11 protein-coding genes are annotated in these 19,123 nt (G+C 46.7%); 6 read left to right on the top strand and 5 right to left on the bottom strand.

Translation table 11 applies throughout. From position 1 onward, the window contains the following. Nucleotides 1–3: 3 nt before the first annotated feature. From dptH to dptF, 3 genes are read right to left on the bottom strand one after another with little or no spacing between them, the layout of a single operon-like run. The gene (gene dptH, locus AC3EMD_RS24520) at nucleotides 4–5,106 is read right to left on the bottom strand and encodes a DNA phosphorothioation-dependent restriction protein DptH (protein ID WP_302073819.1); all 5,103 of its coding nucleotides are present in this window, start codon (nucleotides 5,104–5,106) and stop codon (nucleotides 4–6) included. Next, on the bottom strand, nucleotides 5,087–6,412 hold the full coding sequence (gene dptG / locus AC3EMD_RS24515) for a DNA phosphorothioation-dependent restriction protein DptG (protein WP_115188836.1): 1,326 nt from the start codon (nucleotides 6,410–6,412) through the stop codon (nucleotides 5,087–5,089). The genes dptH and dptG overlap by 20 nt, the downstream gene beginning before the upstream one ends. Nucleotides 6,413–6,416: 4 nt before the next feature. After that, nucleotides 6,417–8,066 (bottom strand): DNA phosphorothioation-dependent restriction protein DptF, encoded by a 1,650-nt coding sequence (dptF, locus tag AC3EMD_RS24510; protein ID WP_115188835.1) that lies wholly within the window; start codon nucleotides 8,064–8,066, stop codon nucleotides 6,417–6,419. 990 nt (nucleotides 8,067–9,056) lie between these two features. On the opposite strand from dptF, the gene AC3EMD_RS24505 reads away from it, so the two are divergent. From AC3EMD_RS24505 to AC3EMD_RS24490, 4 genes are all read left to right on the top strand, one after another. Continuing rightward, nucleotides 9,057–9,719: a hypothetical protein gene (locus tag AC3EMD_RS24505; protein WP_058330584.1), complete on the top strand. Its 663-nt coding sequence runs from the start codon at nucleotides 9,057–9,059 to the stop codon at nucleotides 9,717–9,719. A gap of 1,142 nt (nucleotides 9,720–10,861) precedes the next feature. Beyond that, nucleotides 10,862–11,377, top strand: a complete 516-nt coding sequence (locus AC3EMD_RS24500) for a DUF2778 domain-containing protein (RefSeq protein ID WP_070612607.1) — start codon at nucleotides 10,862–10,864, stop codon at nucleotides 11,375–11,377. After that, nucleotides 11,358–11,876: a hypothetical protein gene (locus AC3EMD_RS24495; RefSeq protein ID WP_070612609.1), complete on the top strand. Its 519-nt coding sequence runs from the start codon at nucleotides 11,358–11,360 to the stop codon at nucleotides 11,874–11,876. The genes AC3EMD_RS24500 and AC3EMD_RS24495 overlap by 20 nt, the downstream gene beginning before the upstream one ends. Nucleotide 11,877: 1 nt before the next feature. Continuing rightward, nucleotides 11,878–12,363 carry an Hcp family type VI secretion system effector gene (locus AC3EMD_RS24490; RefSeq protein WP_302073817.1) on the top strand — a complete coding sequence of 162 codons (486 nt, stop codon included), beginning with the start codon at nucleotides 11,878–11,880 and terminating at the stop codon, nucleotides 12,361–12,363. A gap of 133 nt (nucleotides 12,364–12,496) precedes the next feature. On the opposite strand, the gene AC3EMD_RS24485 is transcribed toward AC3EMD_RS24490, so the two are convergent. Together AC3EMD_RS24485 and AC3EMD_RS24480 are read right to left on the bottom strand one after the other, a co-directional pair. Next, nucleotides 12,497–14,176, bottom strand: a complete 1,680-nt coding sequence (locus AC3EMD_RS24485; protein ID WP_004186817.1) for a glycoside hydrolase family 43 protein — start codon at nucleotides 14,174–14,176, stop codon at nucleotides 12,497–12,499. Nucleotides 14,177–14,234: 58 nt separating this feature from the next. Then, the gene (locus AC3EMD_RS24480; RefSeq protein WP_074193553.1) at nucleotides 14,235–15,674 is read right to left on the bottom strand and encodes an MFS transporter; all 1,440 of its coding nucleotides are present in this window, start codon (nucleotides 15,672–15,674) and stop codon (nucleotides 14,235–14,237) included. A gap of 426 nt (nucleotides 15,675–16,100) precedes the next feature. On the opposite strand from AC3EMD_RS24480, the gene xylA reads away from it, so the two are divergent. Together xylA and AC3EMD_RS24470 are read left to right on the top strand one after the other, a co-directional pair. Next, nucleotides 16,101–17,420, top strand: coding sequence for a xylose isomerase (gene xylA / locus AC3EMD_RS24475; RefSeq protein ID WP_049163680.1), 1,320 nt, complete (start codon nucleotides 16,101–16,103; stop codon nucleotides 17,418–17,420). Between the two features lie 269 nt (nucleotides 17,421–17,689). After that, complete coding sequence (locus AC3EMD_RS24470; RefSeq protein WP_047667341.1) at nucleotides 17,690–19,072, top strand: carbohydrate porin; 1,383 nt, start codon at nucleotides 17,690–17,692, stop codon at nucleotides 19,070–19,072. The last annotated feature ends 51 nt before the right edge of the window (nucleotides 19,073–19,123 follow it).

Raw genomic sequence — 19,123 nt, 5'->3', positions numbered from 1 at the left:
ACCTCAATTAACATGATTAGAAATCAATTCCCAAAACGCCTTGTCACGCATTTTATTAACTTTTTTATCCCCATCTATAAACAGACTAAAATGCTTCTCAAGTTGTCTAATCTGCCCCATCAAAGACTCCTGCTCGCCTTTATCATCAATGTTGAATACGGCTTTAATATCAGCATTCTTGATCTCAGAAACTCGATGAATCACCCAAGTTAGAATATAAGAAGCATAATTATTCTCGCCTGTTTTAAAATGGGTAATTTCTTGTGTTGATAGGATTGCTCCAACACCATATTCCCGGCCTTCCTTAAGAATTTTACGCAAACTGGCAAAATCCTGGCGCATAAAATTATCAGCTTCATCAACCAGAATCATTTTTGTTAGCTGGCGGTAATCCCCTTGCACCATCGGTTTGCCGCGCTTTTGCATCTGTGCATAAAACAGGTCAAGCGTCAGTGCAACCACCAGGTTTTGAATCTCTGATGGATAACCCGCGAGTTCGATAACTGTGACACCATCAACCAAATCGTACAAACTGGTCATCTTCTCTGGATCTGTTTCAAAAATCTGGAAACCAGCCAGATTATAAAGCGCAGCATATAATGAATCTTCGTCGACTTTCTCTTGTGCCAGGTACTGCTGCCACACATCTTCAATAGTCGGTGCTATACGAGTCCATGTTGATCGATCATGAGGCACTATTCCTGCTAAGTCATAGCACTCCATTATTAGCGTAACCAGCTTCATGCGTTGTTTTACGCCAAGGTTATACGCTTTGCCCATTGTTTCAGCGAATGCCATGGCCGTATGCCTCGGTAACATGGGCATATCACCAAATAACGATAACGGATTGTAAGGTAACAATGATAGCTGATACCTCTTAGCTCCCGTAGCTTCCAGAAACGCATCATCCACATAGTCGGATTTATAGTCGAAGATCAACAAGCCAATTGGTTTACCATCAACGTTACAGGACTGATTGCGCATCAGTTGCGTAACCAGAGATTTAGTAAACTGGGTTTTCCCGGTGCCCATTGTTCCAATAATGCCGGTATTAGTATTCATGAACTTAGCGGTGTTGGTTGGCTCCCAGTACAATGGATTCTGACGCACAGCATCATGACCAAACAAGACCTGTAATGGTGTATTGCTGACATTACTGGAGGTTAGTGCCGATGCTTCAGGTTGTGGAAGCTCCAGCACAGAAATGGGCTGCGGCTCAGTTGTTGTTGCTACCTGTACTGGATGTGAAGAATTGACATCACACTCTGATTTGAGCAGATATTTTTCCGGCACCCGATAGCGTTGAGCTAGTGGAGGTTGATTACCTTGTGCTGCAATTAACGATGGAAGCAATGAATAGGGGATTTCGATCTGAAGAATATTCTCTGCCGTTTCTTTATAAGAGAGATCAAAACAGGTTCCGCTGTCTACATGCGCTACCACAAAGCCTTCTGCATAATCAGCAAGCTCACCTAACTGATAGTCGCCAGTGAGCCACCATTCACGTCGTTCCAGCAGAGGGGATAGCTTGTCGTTATCCAGTACACCATACAGACGCAACTTCTCTACCTGCATTAATACCTGGCGGATAAAAAGTGCCCGATATAATTGTGATGCCAGAGTTTGCGGCCCAAGAATATCTTGCTGTAAATAACGTTTTAGCTCGCGGGCCTGCTGCCCAGCATGGTTGTAATCAGGGCGAGCCCCTGTTTTTACTTCAAGTGGTAACAGATACAGATTGTTATCTTTGAAGCCGACAAAGAGCACATCGTCAGAGATCGCTCCTTTCTGATAACCCTGTAAATGGCGCGATAAATCGCTTTCTTTCATTCTCAGCCCGACGTTACCGGAAACGCGGATCATCTCAGCTACTGAAAGTGGAACCCAACAAATATCTGACTGGTGCAGCATAGACTGTACGAATTTGTATGCACCGATAATACCGTGTTTCTCTTTGCGCTCCTTCTCATTTGAACGCAACATTTTCAACAGCCACTCACCGTTAAAGGCATTAAATTCAGCAAGTAGTTGCTGGTTATCAACTGTGGATTGCCCTGTTTGAAGGAGACGCAGGAACAACTCAACCTGTTTTGTCACGGTTACGGCGTCATAACCTGCGCAACTGGTGTACTGGTCAGAGTAATGAATTAGTACGACATCTTTTTGACTGGTAAAGAAATCGAGTGTGACCTTAGGGTCGATAATTGTGGTCCAGAGAGAACTATCATAAGAGCGATTCAGCAGTTGCTTAAAGTTGCCGCTGACAGCCAGACTAATTCCCTGACCGTGATACTGGCTGTTGCTCTGCCGTGCCGGTTGCCATAGACAGCCTAACAAGCGGGCGAGACGCAGGGCGCAAGACGATTCAGTATCGACATTACGCAGACCAAACGCGGTAAAGTAAGCATCGCCTTGTGTTTCAGCCCCTTCGCCTGCAATCAAGCCATGACATAATACCCCGCTGGCAGCATCCTCAATGCGTATTTGGCGGCAATCAACCGGTGCGGTGTTGGTGAAAAATGCGAGATGGGCATAAGCCAGTTGATCGCTTTCCGGTGGCAGGATAAATTTGCTGAATGTTAAGCGACTGCGAAGCAGATCGATCAACATATCGGCTTCAGAACGCCACGTACCGCTGTTCAGACCAAGATCATTTTTTAGTTGTTCATAGCTGCCGCTTTCGGCAAAGCGGTCAAAGGCATTGGGTAGCAGACGTTCGTCATAGCAGTTTACGTGTATCGAAATTGCGTTATCTTTTTCCTGCTTAAAATAATCTACCAGTCCCAGGAATAGCTCTCTGGCTTCTCCCATATTAATAGCATTAATAACCAGGGCATTATTTCCCGCACTCTGGAACAGCCGAGAATAGGCATCTGTAAATTCGTTTAGCTTGTCTTTCACCAGACGCTTAACATATTCGTGGCTCATCTGGCGCTGGGGAACAATATCTATCCAGAAGCGGTTTTCTACCATCGGTTGTAACTGTGCGTATTCATGTTCGCTATGATACACAAATGGCATTAGGCCAGAGACGACCAGACGATCTAGAGTAATCTCTGGTAATGAAGCGAAGGAAGCTGATGTGGGGTATCCGGGCTCGGCGATAATAGTTTCAGCTAGCTGTAAATGATAAGCCATTACCAATGGGTGCAGAGGCGAGAGACGTTCATAATCGTCGCCGCGGCAAATTCCCAGATGTAACAGACGTTTTTCCTGGATGGTTAATGCTCTGCTTAGACTGATTTGCTGTAATGCCTGTTCAAAAGTAGCGATCATGTGACTGACTAATACACGATATTCCGCTGACCATGACACCAGACTCGGCAGGGTATTTCGACGTTGATAGTAAACGAACAATTGGTGGTACGCATTATGGAGGTCGGGATAGCTCGCCAGAAGCTCATCCAGTGCAAACTCACTGCCATTACTGCCATTACTGCCATTACTGCCATTACTGCCAGTGCTGAGCAGATTACGCTCGATCAGGGCGTACTCTTGCATAAGCAACTGTTGGCGAACACCAACCACATTATGTTCGATATTGTCCAGGATGACGCGACCTTTCAACTTGTTCCAGGTTGCATTCCCTTCTTCTTTAAAGAGTTTATTGAAACGACCCTGATCAAAAAGCAGAGGCAGGGTTAATCCTTCCTCTGCTCCTGGACCTTCGATGTTAAACAGTAAACGGGAGTCACCTGAAATCAAGGTAAATTTGATCAGCTCACTTTGATTCGCCAGCGTTTCAAAATTAACGAGTGCATAATGGCGGCAATCAACATCATCACTTTCTTCATCAAGTAAACAGGTCTTGTCGCCGAGCTCTGCAATACGTAACTCATTATCTTCCAGTTGCAGAGTTAATTGACCTTTACCAGGTTCAATACGATAACAATGCTGGATTTCATTAAGCCAGAATTGCCCTTGTTCAACTAACAGCAGGCGAAACTTGTACTCTTCTGCTGAGTTATTGCGGTTAATGATTTCGAGGCTAAAGAAGCAGGGCCGACCATCAAAAGGCACTGATGCCAGTATCTTAGAGTTTTTCCCCCCGAGCCGGCTAGTACGCCAGAATCGTTCTTTCTGTAACGGACGATGATGAGCAATTTTTACCTGATTGTCCTGAAGGTCGTTACCCTGGAAGATAAACTCCAGCTCAACGTGTGACTGCCCCGGTAGAACCTGAACCAGGACACTGATATCTCGTTTACCTGCTTTACTGGTGCTTTTGGCTCTTTGCCAGACCTCACCGTTTTCAGCAGTAATGTTTTCCAACACCAGTTTCTGTTCACTGTTTTGTGCTTTTTCATTCAGGTAGACGGAGAAATCAAGTTCACGCCAATCGTCATTGTCAACGAAATGCTCCTGAATGAATTTTGCACTAAATTCAGTTAGTACATTCTCCAGTTGCCCGCTGTAGCGTTCAACACTGTCCTCTATCTGGCGATATAACTTTTGGTTTTCATTGAGCCGGGCGCGCAACTGCTTATCACTAAAATTCAGCAGGTTATTATCGTTGAATAACTTTAGCTCTGAGAAATCCAGATTGCCGTCGTCCAGCAGACGGTATAACGATGAAAATCCAAAAACCGTTGCGCCTTCATCCAATATTGTTGTCAACTGATCGCCCAGCAAACAGCGGGATACTTGAGAACGGGCGCTGTCCGTTGTGATTAACTTTTCGAGCTGGTGACGGAAGGTTTCTGGATGCCAGATAGCATCCGGTGCAGCGACATCTTTGGTACTATTGAGTAAGGTATCCAGCATGCTGTTGTGGATAATCAACAACGCTGTCTGGGCAAAAATGCCATTGCGGCCAGAAACCTGATCGCGTAAATGAGAAATATAGTTTTCTGTAAATGCAGGGGGAGTGGTGCCGTGCAGTACCGGAATAAGCTGGATATTATTACATTGGACGTAGGTAAGATATTGCCCCGGTGCAATTTCTAGTTTATTTCCATTCGCTAAAGAGTCGAAAGCCTTCCAGAGCTTTAAGGCGTTATCCGGATCGGGAGATTTAAACTGGTAGCGCTCACCAGGCTGGATGATGCTGCTAACCCATTCAATGAAGGTTTCTGCCAGATAGGTTTCATACTGTTTTACGGACATATACGGCGTCTCCACTGTCACTCATTCTCTCCACATTCCCCATGCGTTCATAAAACGCAACCAGCATTTGTGTAGACTGGTTATCCAGATAAAATCCGCGTTGCTCAAAACCACGTAGCAGCTCATGCAGACGGAGTTTTTTGTTTTTACCCACGGTAAGGTTAGTTAGTAGCAGTAGTCTATCCTGGTTCAGTACCAGCACTTTCCCCGCTCGGCCACGAACCTGAATGAAGTCAGTGCAAATCTGGCTTTCCAGCTCGTTGATGTATTTGCGATTTACCGCTGCTCGCTCGGTTTTTTTACCCTGAAACTGTTCAACGGCAACAGATAAAAGCTGTTTAAAGGCATCTTCCAGGTTTGTAGCACGATCGCGTTCAGGAAGATCTCGCTCCTCCTTACTGATAAACTTCTGTATATAATTATTGAGTTCATTCAGTACTCGATTCGATGTATCTGAATAACCTAAACAATCTTGATATACCTGCCAAAGAGGGCGTTTTTCCTCACCTTTTACTTGTAATACCTCTAATGCAGAGAGTATGGGGAACAATTTTTCACTTTGGCGGGCAAACCACTTGTAGCCGAAGAGCTTTATTTTATCTCGTTCTGAGCTAGCTTTTTCAGTATCGAGGATAAAGAACAATGATTTACTCTGCGGCTCGCCGTCTTGCCAGTTGTCCAGATTGAGCGCCAGTTGTGCGCACCAACTAAAGGCGTACAAACGTAGAGTATTGGTCAGTTCCTGCAAAAGATATTGTGGATGCTCTGCCAGAAACGCCAAATCAGACTGAAAACACGTTACCAGATAGGGTAAATAAGGTTGTTCTTTTGCAAATGGCCCCTCACCCAGTCGGATTAATTTTTTATTGAGCTTATTCAGCATCTCTTTTTCAATAAAATTCAACTTATCTTGTATCGGGTTATTAAGGCTAAAATCTCTCATCAAATTGGCAAACAGTGTTCCAAGGCGTTTGTCGGCAGTCGAGCCTGCACTTATCTTTTCACCATCAAACTGAGCGTGGAACAGCAAAAACAGGGGGGAGACGCGAAAAATATCCTGACTGGAAAAATACATCCTTTCTAGCACGGACAAGAATTCTGGTTCATCGATCAATATTTGCAGATGAGTTTTGCAATCCTCGCGAAACTGCTCGAGACTGTAAGTATCGATTTTATATTTCACGGCATAGCTCAGTACTAAACCTGTGACGATTTGCCAGTCAATATTGTTATTCTTATTACGTATTGGAAGGTAGCTATCCAGCTGGTTATTACCAACTTTTAAATTTGTTGCAATGGGGTACATGATGTTATCCCTCCATGCCGCTGATAGTAATCATGTCATCGTCCGCTCTTGCACTATAAACTCGTGTTACACCGTCATAAAACTTGATTTCGCTGCTAGATTTTGCCTTTTCTGCAATTAGCTCAACGATCTCATCCAGTAAGACAATCGCACTTTTGTCATATTTATTAGGGCGATAGCCATTATTCAGTTTGCTCAATAGCTCAAATAAATTAAGACCGATCCGAATCGGATCCAGCGGATCTTGTCCTACTTTTAAATAGATATCGAAACAAGTTGTATGGGCTGTATTTTTCTTGAGGATGGAATCCCAGTCCGGTTTCAGCGCAACAGGTGCTGTGATTTTAATCCCACCAAATTCACCTAAAAAGAACTCTTCTTTTTTGGTACTCAGTTCAGGTGCTTTACGGTTCGCATAACGCTGAATACCAGCGATAAGCTCAAAAGAGTAGAAGCGGTTCAGTGCTCTTTTTTGTTCCGGATCTGCGGTATAGTTTTTATGCAGATGCCAAATCTCTGAATAACGCTCAAAGAGAGTTTCTTTAAAGAATACAGAGAATCTTTTGTGATAGTTATTCCCTAAAGGTTCATGTTGTAGTAGCCAGAAAAGTCTAATTAAGGAAGCTGCGTCACCAGGCTTAACACATTGACGATCAAACGTGAGATGTAATTTTGCAAGTGTACTCAGGAAATCATCCAGTTCGGGATCAACCAATCCAAGCTCATAGCGTAAAATAAATTGATCAATCTCATATGTATGCAATCTGGCAGGATCAAAATCAGAAACCTTTTTGATTAGATCATTTTCTGCACTATTAAACAGATTATCAAAAAGGTACCCAGGCCCTGTCAGCAGGTGATGTAAAAAATCCAATAAGGTTCTTGTGGTAACAAATTGATCTTTTATTAATCGAGCTTTAAATAGCTGTGTTATTAAAACATTCTGAACACCGGGCATGCACAGTAGTTTAAAGTTAGCAACGGTTTTTAAATCATGTCCTATTGATTCATCACGTTGATAAATTGTATAAAACAGGTTTTTGTCTTCATTCCCCGTTAAGTGATTCATTAATTTTTTTATAAACGGGGAGTATTCCTGCTCTTCATCAAACTCGAACTTTGGATAATGTTCGAAATCAAAGAATGTACAATGTTCATTGCGGTAAGGACGGTGGCCTTCCTGTTGAGCTGACAAGAATGAGTCAATAGCAGTGCGAATAGCTATATGGGACTCAGAACCTTCTCTGGCAAAGTTGGCGAGCATCCCGGTGTTGATACCGATGAGGAGCGGGTATGATTCTGGGTGATGATTTTCAAACAATTCATCCAGTGCATCGATAGCCGATTGCTGAGGCGCAAAACTGTGTGTCGCATCCAGATGGAAACTAAACTTCTGCTGATATCGTGGATCTGACTTACAGCGTGTTAAAATTTCTGATTTCCCATCTCCGCTGCTTCCGCATAGAAAAATGATCTCACCGGGAGTAGCGGTATCCAAGTAACGCTGTAAATCTTCTTCAATCTCTTGTTTTACAAAGAGTTGTTCTTTTAACTCATCGAAAACATCCCTTTGCCGATGAGTCTCCGTAGTTACGGAAAACGAAGATGACTTCGCAAGTACACCCAACGCTTGACGTAATGTGATTGCGCTCATAACTTCATGTTCTCTAAAGTAAGAATTGGCCTATTTTATACGAGCTAATCCTTGAACTCTATAGGCCTTTCGTCATCTTATTTACAGGATGGCATATACATCCTCGCATTCGTAACCTTAGTTCCCAAACTACCGACCGCAAAACTACGATTGAGCTGACGGGACAACCCCCGCGCCCTTAGAAGAGCCTTCAAGATAGTTTTGAGCGTGTGCGCACACCGCGATTGACATCTGAATTTAAGGAAGATGCTGTCCACACTGAGAAAATGTGTGGGCTGTTCCATTGCTAAGATATCTGAACGTCTCTATGTATCGGTGCCCTGCCTTTATAAATGACATAGGCTCTCTGTCTCACGTCCATTTCCAGGGCTTTGTGCATCAGCTTTGCCGTCAGAACCTTCGGTCCAGATTTATCTGAATCTTCTTTTTATCCACAGTAGCTTCGGCTAGCATTTTTTGTATTGTTCAAGAGACTTAAGCCGCTTCACTTCAAAGCTTCCATGCAGCAACACTGCTGCGCCAGACATCAAGTAGGGTGATAAGAAATAGTAGACCAACATCATATCTCCAGGGCAGAATCTGTTCATCGGCCTTACAGCAAATGCTGATGATCTGTTCGTCGAAAAAGTGCATTCAATGGGGGTATATTGAAGGTTCAGATTAAAACAAACCTACCATCATATTGTGTTAATCAATGGGACATGTCAGATATTTCCTGACTTGGTAAAAACAGCTAACAACCTATTTTGGGGCTTTACCGGCAAGATTCGGGATGAGTTCCTAATATTCATCAATGCTTTTTATATGAATACGTGCAGAGAAACATCGTTAACTCGCGCCGTGAATACAATCATGACTTAACATAACCATCAGTTGATAACATCACGGCAGCTAAATTTTTTAGCATAAAATATAGAAAGAAAATTTGTTCTGAGCTAGTATAGCCTTTTTGGATAAGAAATATAATGGCTTTATTAATATGGAAAGATTATGGATAAAATATTAGACATAGTGAACGGATGGATCGCCGCTGCAGTGTCAAGCGGGGCATTAAGTATTACGCAGGTTATTCTTTTTCTTTTCATCGCAGGGCCTTTGGCTCTTATCATCTGGAGAATCAGAGGGGTAATCGAGTTTGTTAATGAAGTCAGAAACTCAAAGTTAAATGAGTTACAGCGCCTTTTGGATAGCCATGATCTATCTGATGAAATAACTATCTGCTTAAAAGAAGATATCGAGAGAATATCCTGTTATCGCTTGACAGGAATTGCTGATGTACCCAGTCAAAAAATCATCTTAAGACTGTTAGTAAAGAATAAAGGTCTTATAGCCGCAGGTTTCTTTAAAAAATTCAATGCATTTTTATCAGTTAAAGATGGGGTTCTTATGTTTAATAAAGGATTCTCTTTTTGGTTTTTTAATGTCGTTCATGTCTTGTTTTCGTTGCAGTTTATATCACTTTCTATTTTGTCGTTGATATTGTCTATCTACAGGCATGAGCAAATCCCTGTTTGGGGGCATTTAATATTGTATTTCGTTGCTGTGATTATGTTTCTGTTTTTTATCGCTTTTACAGCAATGATACCGCGACCAGGAGAGTGTAAATTACTAAATAAGATCTTACAAATGCAACATAACGACTTGTCTAAATAAAATATTGGCGTCAAGCATATATATTAATGTTGAAGTGGCGTTTGGTACAACATTGGAAAATTCCCTGCCCCATGTAGATGCCAGACTACTGGCTACGGTGGAGGGAATGCCTTTTTCAATAGGCGGCCAAGTAACTGATCTCTAAGTAAATAAGTTTTAGTTATTTTATGTGGTTATTTTCTTTGTAAAGGTATTTAATAATGATAGCAGGAATTACGGTATGAATATAAAATATTAGGTGCAGTAATTTTTGTTAGCAAAAGTCTATTTGTTAAAGGGTTGTGTGGAAACTATTTTTCGTATTTCACATGCTTTCATCTCACTCTGTTATGTAAAACTATTCGTCAGGTTTTCTAAATGAGAGTATGATGACGAATAATTAGATGAAAGGCAATATTAATGGCTATGATAACTCTTATTCATAAAATAAGTAAATTTATATACTTTATACTTCTGTTCGTTATCCTTGCGAGAGTGATACCGCGGCCAGAGTATTATTTGAGCTATGAGGTGGCAAGGAGTATAAATAATTTAATTTTCGACGATGTGAATGCTGATACAATGTATGATACTTTCTTTTATATCACTCTAATGACAGTGCTTTCACTTTCTGGGGTGCTTTACATAGCGACGATAAAACTGTTCAAGATAATAAGGTGAGGGTGAGGTTTTATTTCATCAATATACCCAAGTTATCATGCTGAATATCAGTGAGAAATTTGTAATCTATGCTCGTTTGCGTCTTCATGTTTTCCTATTGAAATATCATGTGGTTTTTATAATGACAGTGCCTTTCTGGGTTTGAAACAGAACTCCTGACAAGTTAGTGTTTGTTGTGGTGCGGTGTATGCTATTCTGTCCGTTTCGCTTTTGGCTGCAAGCAGGAAAACTCTTTATGCCGGCAGTAATAGTTTTGTTCTGTCAATAAAAACCTGCAAATGATGCCTGATATTTTGAACAAAATGATGCATCAAACAGATTTCTCTTATGATAAAATCCAGCCGCTGTCGCTAAAACTACGCATAGCTTTTAGTTGAAACGGTAATGGTATTTATATATTCTGAAAATAAGTTAGTTAATTTGCGTAGTTTGCTACACAACCGGTACTATATCCATAAATTATTAAATGGCGTGGGTAGTTTATGGCTCTGCATGGTAAATTTGTCATTAACGACATGTATTATTCTCCATTATCATTCCCCGGCGTTGGTACCTTCCTGGCGTTTTCCGGGAATGGTGCTTACCGTAACCGTGGTGCCTGCGCAATGATACCTAAAGAGGGGCCGGTACCAGCGGGAAAATACTGGATTGTTGACCGTCCGGAAGGGGGGCTCAGATCGCAGGTCAATGCAGGGGTGCGAGATATCTATAACAATGTAGTTAAGGGCGCTTCATTCAGGCATAGCGAATGGTTTGCCCTGTGGCGGGATGACTGGGGAATCGACGATTACACATGGGTTGAGGGGGTTAAGCGAGGCAACTTTCGACTTCATCCTGGCACTTTATCAGAGGGGTGCATCACTCTTCCGCATGATTCAGATTTCGCCATGTTACGTAATGCACTTCTCAGGACGCAGCAAATAGATGTTCCCTGCATAAGAAAACTGAAGGCATACGGCTCGATTGAGGTGATTGCCAATGGCCAGCCATGTTTTTAATTTACTTATTAAGATAGCGTTGCTCGCTGTGGTGATGATGATTGTTGCGAGAGTTGTTCCGTATGATGGATTAGTTGACTCTATTACGGGTAGTTTTACTTATCAGAGCGCTGACAAGGTTACTCATTTCATTTTGGGGGAGCCTGATTTAGAGGTTTGGCAATCTCTGAGCATCTATATTAGTATACTGATTAATACATTTATCAGCATACCTGCGATGAGTGCCATAATCACGATATATAGTGCTGTGATACATAAATTTAGGTTTACTGATATTCTCAAAACGTTTGGCCATTCCACATTGCGGCGATTTGCTAAAGTATTCGGCTTTACCTTCTTATTCTGGGGGCTGTTTCGCTTGCTACCTTATCAGTCCGTAATCCCTCTGCAAAAATATTCAAATTTTACGATAGTAGCAATTGTGATCTTTCAGTTGCTTTTAACAATTGTTTGCTATTGGTTTATCACGAAGAAAATCATAACTACAAGGAGTTTGTAAAATGCCCATTCCGGCATACATGTGGCTTAAAGACGATGGCGGCGCAGAAATTAAAGGGTCGGTAGATGTTCAGGATCGTGAGGGAAGCATAGAGATTGTTGGTTTTAGCCACGGCCTGAATATTCCGGTAGATAGCGCCAATGGGAAGATAACGGGTAAGCGTTCTCATTCACCGATGATGATTGAAAAGGAGTTTGATAGCTCCAGCCCGTATCTCTATAAAGCTGTCGCGACGGGGCAAACGCTTAAAAGCGCGGAGATCCGCTGGTATCGTATCAACCACGCAGGGCAGGAAGAATGCTACTTCATCATGCTGATCGAGGGCGTGAAAGTAACAGGCATTAACCCGGGAATGCCGAACGCTAAAATGACAGGGAACTTGCAAATCAACCACATGGAATCAGTTTCCCTTATGTATGACAAAATTACCTGGCGCTATGTTGATGGCAATGTCCAGTATTCGGACGACTGGAACGTGAGAGCGTGATAGGTAAAAGGGGCAAGTTATGCCCCTTTTTGTCATTGACTATGCCGCGCTAATAATCCTGCCTGGACAGATTAAACGTCACTGTTACCGTACAGGTGCTGTTGCTATAAACGCCGACACTGATATGTGTCTCTTACTTATCCCGCGTCTCGCCAGCCTCCCAGCTATAGCTGCCATCGGCCGCTAACCTATCGCCCAGCTCCTGATACTCGAACTGATAAAACTCAGCCTGGGTGCCGTACCCGGCGTAGTCTACCGCCGCCAGGCCGACGAACGCCCCGGTAAAGAACCCGCCGTAGCTCTGCAATACATAGTCATCGGACAGCACCGCAGCATCCAGCTGAACCGGGATCTCGGTGAAGGTCACGCCATCGAAGCTGTATTCATAGCTGTAGGTCTGCTTGCGGACTTTGGTCCGGAACCAGACGTATTCCACGCCGTCCGGCACCTTGATGGCGTTATCCTTCAGGTACGACGTGTATTTCCCGCGGTTATTTTCGCCGACTTCGATGACCTTGCCGTTAATTTCATTCCAGGTCAGGAAGACAAAGCTCCAGTGGCGGTCGTTATAGTAATTCGTTAACCCGGCCATCTGCTGGTAGCTGAAGGGCTCGAATTTCACCTTCACCGCGGCGTCAAAATAGAAGGCCTGCCAGCGGCGGGCAATCAGCGACAGGTCATGCGTATTGGCTAACGAACCCTGGCCGATTAAGGTTAATTTGCCGTTGCCGGTGGTGCCCATTTTGGCCGTAAACGGCACCCGCAGGGTATTCCAGTTCGGGTCGAGCGCTGGCGAGGTAAAGTCATCCTGCTGGCTATTATCGCTGGCGCTTTCGGTGAAGATGGCGTCTTTCGGCCCTTCGACGAAGGTTTTCCCGCCGTGACCGCCTTCAATACGCGGCCAGCCCTCATCGTCCCAGTACACTTTCTGGATCGCGGTTTCCCGGCCGAGGGTTGACCAGCCGCGCGGGTCGTAGATGGATTCCCCCGGGCGATTCCACGGCCGGGCGCAGAGCGAGGCGTAATACCATTCGCCTTCCGGAGTGGAGACCAGCGCGCCATGGCCCTGTTTCTGGATGTAGCTGTCCGGCGTATCGACGTTGGTTAAGAACACGTCGCCCGGCTCGGTTTCGAAGCTGTCGGCCTCGAGGGTTTTCGACCGCGCCACCACCTCCTGGTGGGTAAACACGGTGCCGCCCTGGGCGGCAAACAGATAGTAGTAGCCGTTCAGTTTATAGAGGTGCGGCCCCTCGACCAGCGCCACGGCGGTGCCGCGGTAAATGGTGCGCGCGGTTTCCGGCATTAACTTCAGCGTGTTGGTATCCAGCTCCGTTAAGGTAATGCCATCGAAGGGGTGATGGTACTCCCGGTGATCCCAGGTTTGCTGGACGATATATTTCCGGCCATCGTCGTCATGGAACAGCGAGGCGTCAAACCCGACACCGTTCAGCTTGATCGGGTCGCTCCACGGGCCCCGAATATCCTTCGCGGTAGTCAGGTAGTTGGTCATGTCTTTAAAGGCGCCTTCGGTGACCTTCACATCGGTATACACCAACCAGAATTGCCCATCGGCCCAGGAGAGCGCTGGCGCCCAAATGCCGCCGGAGGAGGGGTTGCCCTTCATGTCCAGCAGGGTGGTGGTGGAGAGTGGCGAAGGCAGCAGGTTCCAGTTTTTCAGGTCTTTCGACTCATGTAAACGCACGCCCGGGAACCACTCAAACGTCGAGTTGGCAATATAGTACGTATCCTCGACGCGAATAATACTGGGGTCGGCATTAAAGCCGCGTAATATCGGGTTTTGAATAAGTGACATTTCATTACACCTTTTAAAATGGAAAGTGACGAATCGGTCTGATTTATAATTTTTTTAACTACACGCGGATCTCATCCAGCTGACGGTTAATGTCGGTAACATGTTTATCGGAGATCGGATAAACCTGAATAATCACCATCGAAATAGCGGCCAGCGCGATCGGGATCCACACCGCGGTCATAATGATCCCGTCGATGGCGCTGGCGCTCTGCACGGCGCCGCTTTCATTAAATCCATACACCGCCAGCAGCCACAGCGGGATCGCGCCGCCGATGGTGAAGCCGATCTTGAAGAAGAGTCCCATAATGGCGTTGATAATGGCGGCATTGCGTTTGCCCGATTTTAATTCCCCGTACGCGATAACTTCCGGTACCAGCGCCCACATAAAGCCGGTGGCGGAGGTTAAGCCCCACTGTTTAATAAAGGTGGCGATGTAGGCCAGCCACAGGGCGTCGTGCATCCCTTCGCGTGACCAGACGTAGGTCAGCAGTTCGCCGACGATGAACATGGCGAGGAACAGATGGAAGAAGCCTTTTTTACCAAAGATTTTTTTCAGTTTCGGCCAGAACACCGGGAAGGCGATGCCGGGAATAGACGCGACGAGACCCACGGCGCCCATCCATTCGGAATGGCCGACGACGAACTGGTTGAAGAAGCCGTTAACGGTGTTCATGAAGAACATGAAGGTAAAGGCCAGCATAAAGAACATGCCGAGAATAACCAGCGGGCGGTTATGTCTGAGTTCGTGGAAAAGGTCGGTGGTTTTGACGTTGGCGGTCTGCTCGGCGGTCGCGACAACGCGTTCTTTGGTGAATTTATAACAAATAAACAGGGCCACCGCGCCGATGATCATATAGATGGCGTACACGCCAAACCAGGCGTAGTTCGCCGACGGATCGGTATAGTTGCCGAGATTCAGCTCAAGGCCAAAAAAGCCGGTGTCTTTCAGGCTGCGATCTTTCGGCGCCGCCATCTGCACAAACATCGGGAACAGGGTATAGACCAGCAGGTTGGCGCTGTTGGCCAGCATCATGCGGGTACTGGTCAGCTTATCGATCGATTCCGGGTCGCGGGTCAGTGACGCATTCAGCGAGCCATAGGGAATATTGACTAAGGAATAAACCAGGTCCAGCGCCAGATAAATAATAAAGGCGAAAGCCACCGAACCTTTCACCCCAGGGATGGGCGCGAACAGTAATGCCGACAGGATCACCAGCGGAACGCCGGCTCGTAACAGCCACGGACGATATTTCCCCGCTTTCGAGGTTCGTTTATCCACGTAGGTTCCGACCATCGGATCCCAAAACACATTAATGATACGGACAAAAAGAAAAATAAAGCCTGCCGTTGCCGTGCTGATGGTATTTACCGTCAGCATATGCAAAGCCAGAAAACCCCCAATTGTGCCGAAAACCAGGTTTTGCGCAAAGTCGCCCATGCCATAACCAATTCGTTCTCCGCGGGTTAATTTATGATATTCATCATGCCGACTGTGCATTATGTTTTTACTCATTCTAAGCAGACTCCGGTTTGTTTTGTGTAGGTGAAACACTTTCTGACACAGTTGACCTGGAAGAATCTATTACGTTTTTAAATTACGTAATTATGTTTTTTTACTTCTGTGATCCTCGAAGCAAAGGCCTGTATCGCCTGCGTTGAATCGTTATCCGCCGCTAATTTTTTGGCAGGCAGACATTGTGACAAAATCGGCATTTTAATTTGGTATGGATACCTGAATTCCCCAGGAAGTGTACGCTATACGCGCGCGAAGCGAGATATTTAAAATAGTTTTATTTGCGAGATGGCTCACATTTGAGCATTTTCTCAATCGCTGAGTGAAATAACGTAATTGAGCAACCGACGATGAGAATACACGATGTGTCACAGTTGTTAATTTTCCTGTTTCTCAATTTCGGAGTTCATCATGCAGACCTATTTCGACCAGGTAGATCGCGTTCGCTTTGCCGGACCCAAAACCGATAATCCGCTGGCGTTTCGCCACTATAATCCGGATGAAATCGTGCTGGGAAAACGCATGGCAGAGCATCTGCGTTTTGCCGCCTGTTATTGGCATAACTTCTGCTGGAATGGCGCGGATATGTTTGGCGCCGGTTCGTTTGAGCGTCCCTGGCAGGCCGCGGGCGATGCGCTGGAAATGGCCAAACGCAAAGCGGACGTGGCGTTTGAATTTTTCTACAAGCTCAACGTGCCGTATTACTGCTTCCACGATGTCGACGTCTCGCCAGAAGGCGCGTCGCTGAAAGAATATCTGCACAATTTCGCCGTGATGACCGAAGTGCTGGCGGAGAAACAGCAGCAAACCGGCGTGAAACTGCTGTGGGGCACCGCCAACTGCTTTACCCACCCGCGCTATGGCGCCGGAGCGGCGACCAATCCCGATCCGGAGGTGTTTGCCTGGGCGGCCACGCAGGTAGTGACCGCCATGAACGCCACCCAGCAGCTCGGCGGCGAAAACTATGTGCTGTGGGGCGGCCGCGAAGGTTACGAGTCGCTGCTGAATACCGACCTACGCCAGGAGCGTGAGCAGATTGGCCGCTTCCTGCAGATGGTGGTGGAGCACAAGCATAAGATTGGCTTTGGCGGCACGCTGCTTATCGAGCCGAAACCGCAGGAGCCCACCAAGCATCAGTACGATTACGATGTCGCGACGGTGTATGGTTTCCTGAAGCAGTTTGGTCTGGAAAATGAGATCAAGGTGAACATTGAAGCCAACCACGCCACTCTGGCGGGGCACTCTTTCCACCATGAAATCGCCAGCGCCATCGCGCTGGGGATCTTCGGCTCCGTTGATGCCAACCGCGGCGATGCGCAGCTCGGCTGGGATACGGACCAGTTCCCGAACAGCGTGGAAGAAAATACCCTGGTGATGTACGAGATCCTCAAAGCCGGGGGATTCACCACCGGCGGCCTGAACTTTGACGCCAAAGTTCGTCGGCAGAGCACCGACAAATACGACATGTTCTATGGCCATATTGGCGCCATGGACGTGATGGCGCTGTCCCTCAAGCTGGCCGCGCGCATGATTGAGGATGGCAAGCTCGATCAGGGTCTGGCAAAACGCTATGCCGGCTGGCAGGGCGAGCTGGGGCAGAAAATTATGACCGGGCAGATGTCGCTGGATAATATTGCCCGGTACGCTGAGCAGCATAACCTGAATCCGCAGCATCAGAGCGGGCGTCAGGAATTACTCGAAAATCTCGTCAATACCTATATCTTTGGTTAAATTTTGCTGACATGCCCCTGCGGGGGCATGTATTACGCCGTCTGCCTGCAGCCGAAAAATAGCGTTTATTGGTTCGTGCTGTGTTTTTTGTCAGTGGCGAAAGACCACCTGTTTAATATCAGCGAAGGAGGGAAAGTAGCGATAATTGTGTAATGCCTCTGTGACCGTACAAAATAAAAAATAACTTGTTCTGATGATAGCGATATATTCTGTCAGCTCAGAATAGGCTGGTTATTGTCTGAATAAAATTAACCTATATTGAGAAACTCATGACAATGATAAAAAAGCTTCCATTAACCATGGCGGTTATCGCCGCGTTTTTTCCGCTTACCTCTGTAATGGCGCAAGAATTTACGCAGGAACAGATCGACGCCATCGTCGCCAAAGCCGTTGATAAAGCGCTGGCCGACCGCCAGGCGAAAATCGACGCCGCGGCCGACAAAAAGGTCGACGTGATCACCAACCCGCAGACCACCGCCGCCTCGCCGGATATGGCCATTCCGTTCGGCCTCAAGTTCAGCGGCTATGCCCGCTATGGCGCCCACTTCCAGACCGGCGACCAGAAATATGTCGGCGTCGACGGCTCCTATAACGGCGCCTCGGCGATCGGCCGTCTCGGCAACGAAAGCAACGGCGGCGAATTCCAGATCAGCAAGGCCTTCAAAAGCGCGCAGGGGGCTATCTGGGATCTCAACGTGATGTTCGACCACTGGAGCGACGAGGTTAACCTGAAGAAGGCCTACGTCGGCGTCACCAACGTCCTCGACTCCAACCCCAACGCCTATCTCTGGGCCGGCCGCGACTTCCACCAGCGTCCGCAACAGGGGATCAACGACTACTTCTGGATGAACCACGACGGCCAGGGCGCCGGGGTGAAGAACTTTGATATCGGCGGCGTGCAGTTTGACGTGGCGACGGTCTCGCAGGTGAAATCCTGTAGCCCGGAAGTGATGGCCGATGAAACCAACCCGTCGCGCATCACCTGTACCGGTAGCTCCGATACCGGCGACAACGGCCACTACGCGCTGACCACCAAAACCCACAACATCAAGGCCGGGCCGATCGACGTCGAGGTGTACGCCAACTACGGTTTTGACTCGAAGGCGGTGGACAGCGACGCGCGCCTCGAAGCCTGGCAGGGCGGCCTGGTGCTGAGCCACACCAACGACAGCGGGGTGAACAAGGTGATCCTGCGCTACTCCGACAACTCGGATAACAGCGTCTACAACAAAACCGACGACCTGACCACGGTCTACGCCAGCTTCGAGGGCAGCCATAAGTTCACCCAGCAGGCGCAGATCGAATACCTGCTGGCCTTCCATGATTACGACAACGGCAAGGACAACACCGACAACCGTAAAAACTACGGCGCCATCGTCCGGCCAATGTACTTCTGGAACGACGTGCACTCCACCTGGCTGGAAGCGGGCTACCAGCGCGTGGATTACGACCAGGGCGGGGATAACCACGGCTGGAAGCTGACGCTGTCGCAGAACATCGCCATCGGCATGGGGCCGGAGTTCCGTCCGATGCTGCGCTTCTACGTGACCGGTGGCCAGGTGGACAACGAGCATACCGCGAAGGTTAACGGCACCCAGGACCAGCAGCTGGATTCGCTGAACGTCGGCGGGATGTTTGAGGCGTGGTTCTGATGCGATAGCGTTGCCGAAGGCGCGTTCCCGGCTGGCGCTACGCTTAGCCGG

The organism is Klebsiella sp. PK18 (genome assembly GCF_057784655.1).
The sequence above is the reverse complement of the archived record's forward strand: the minus strand, read 5'-3'. Positions and strand labels throughout refer to the sequence as shown.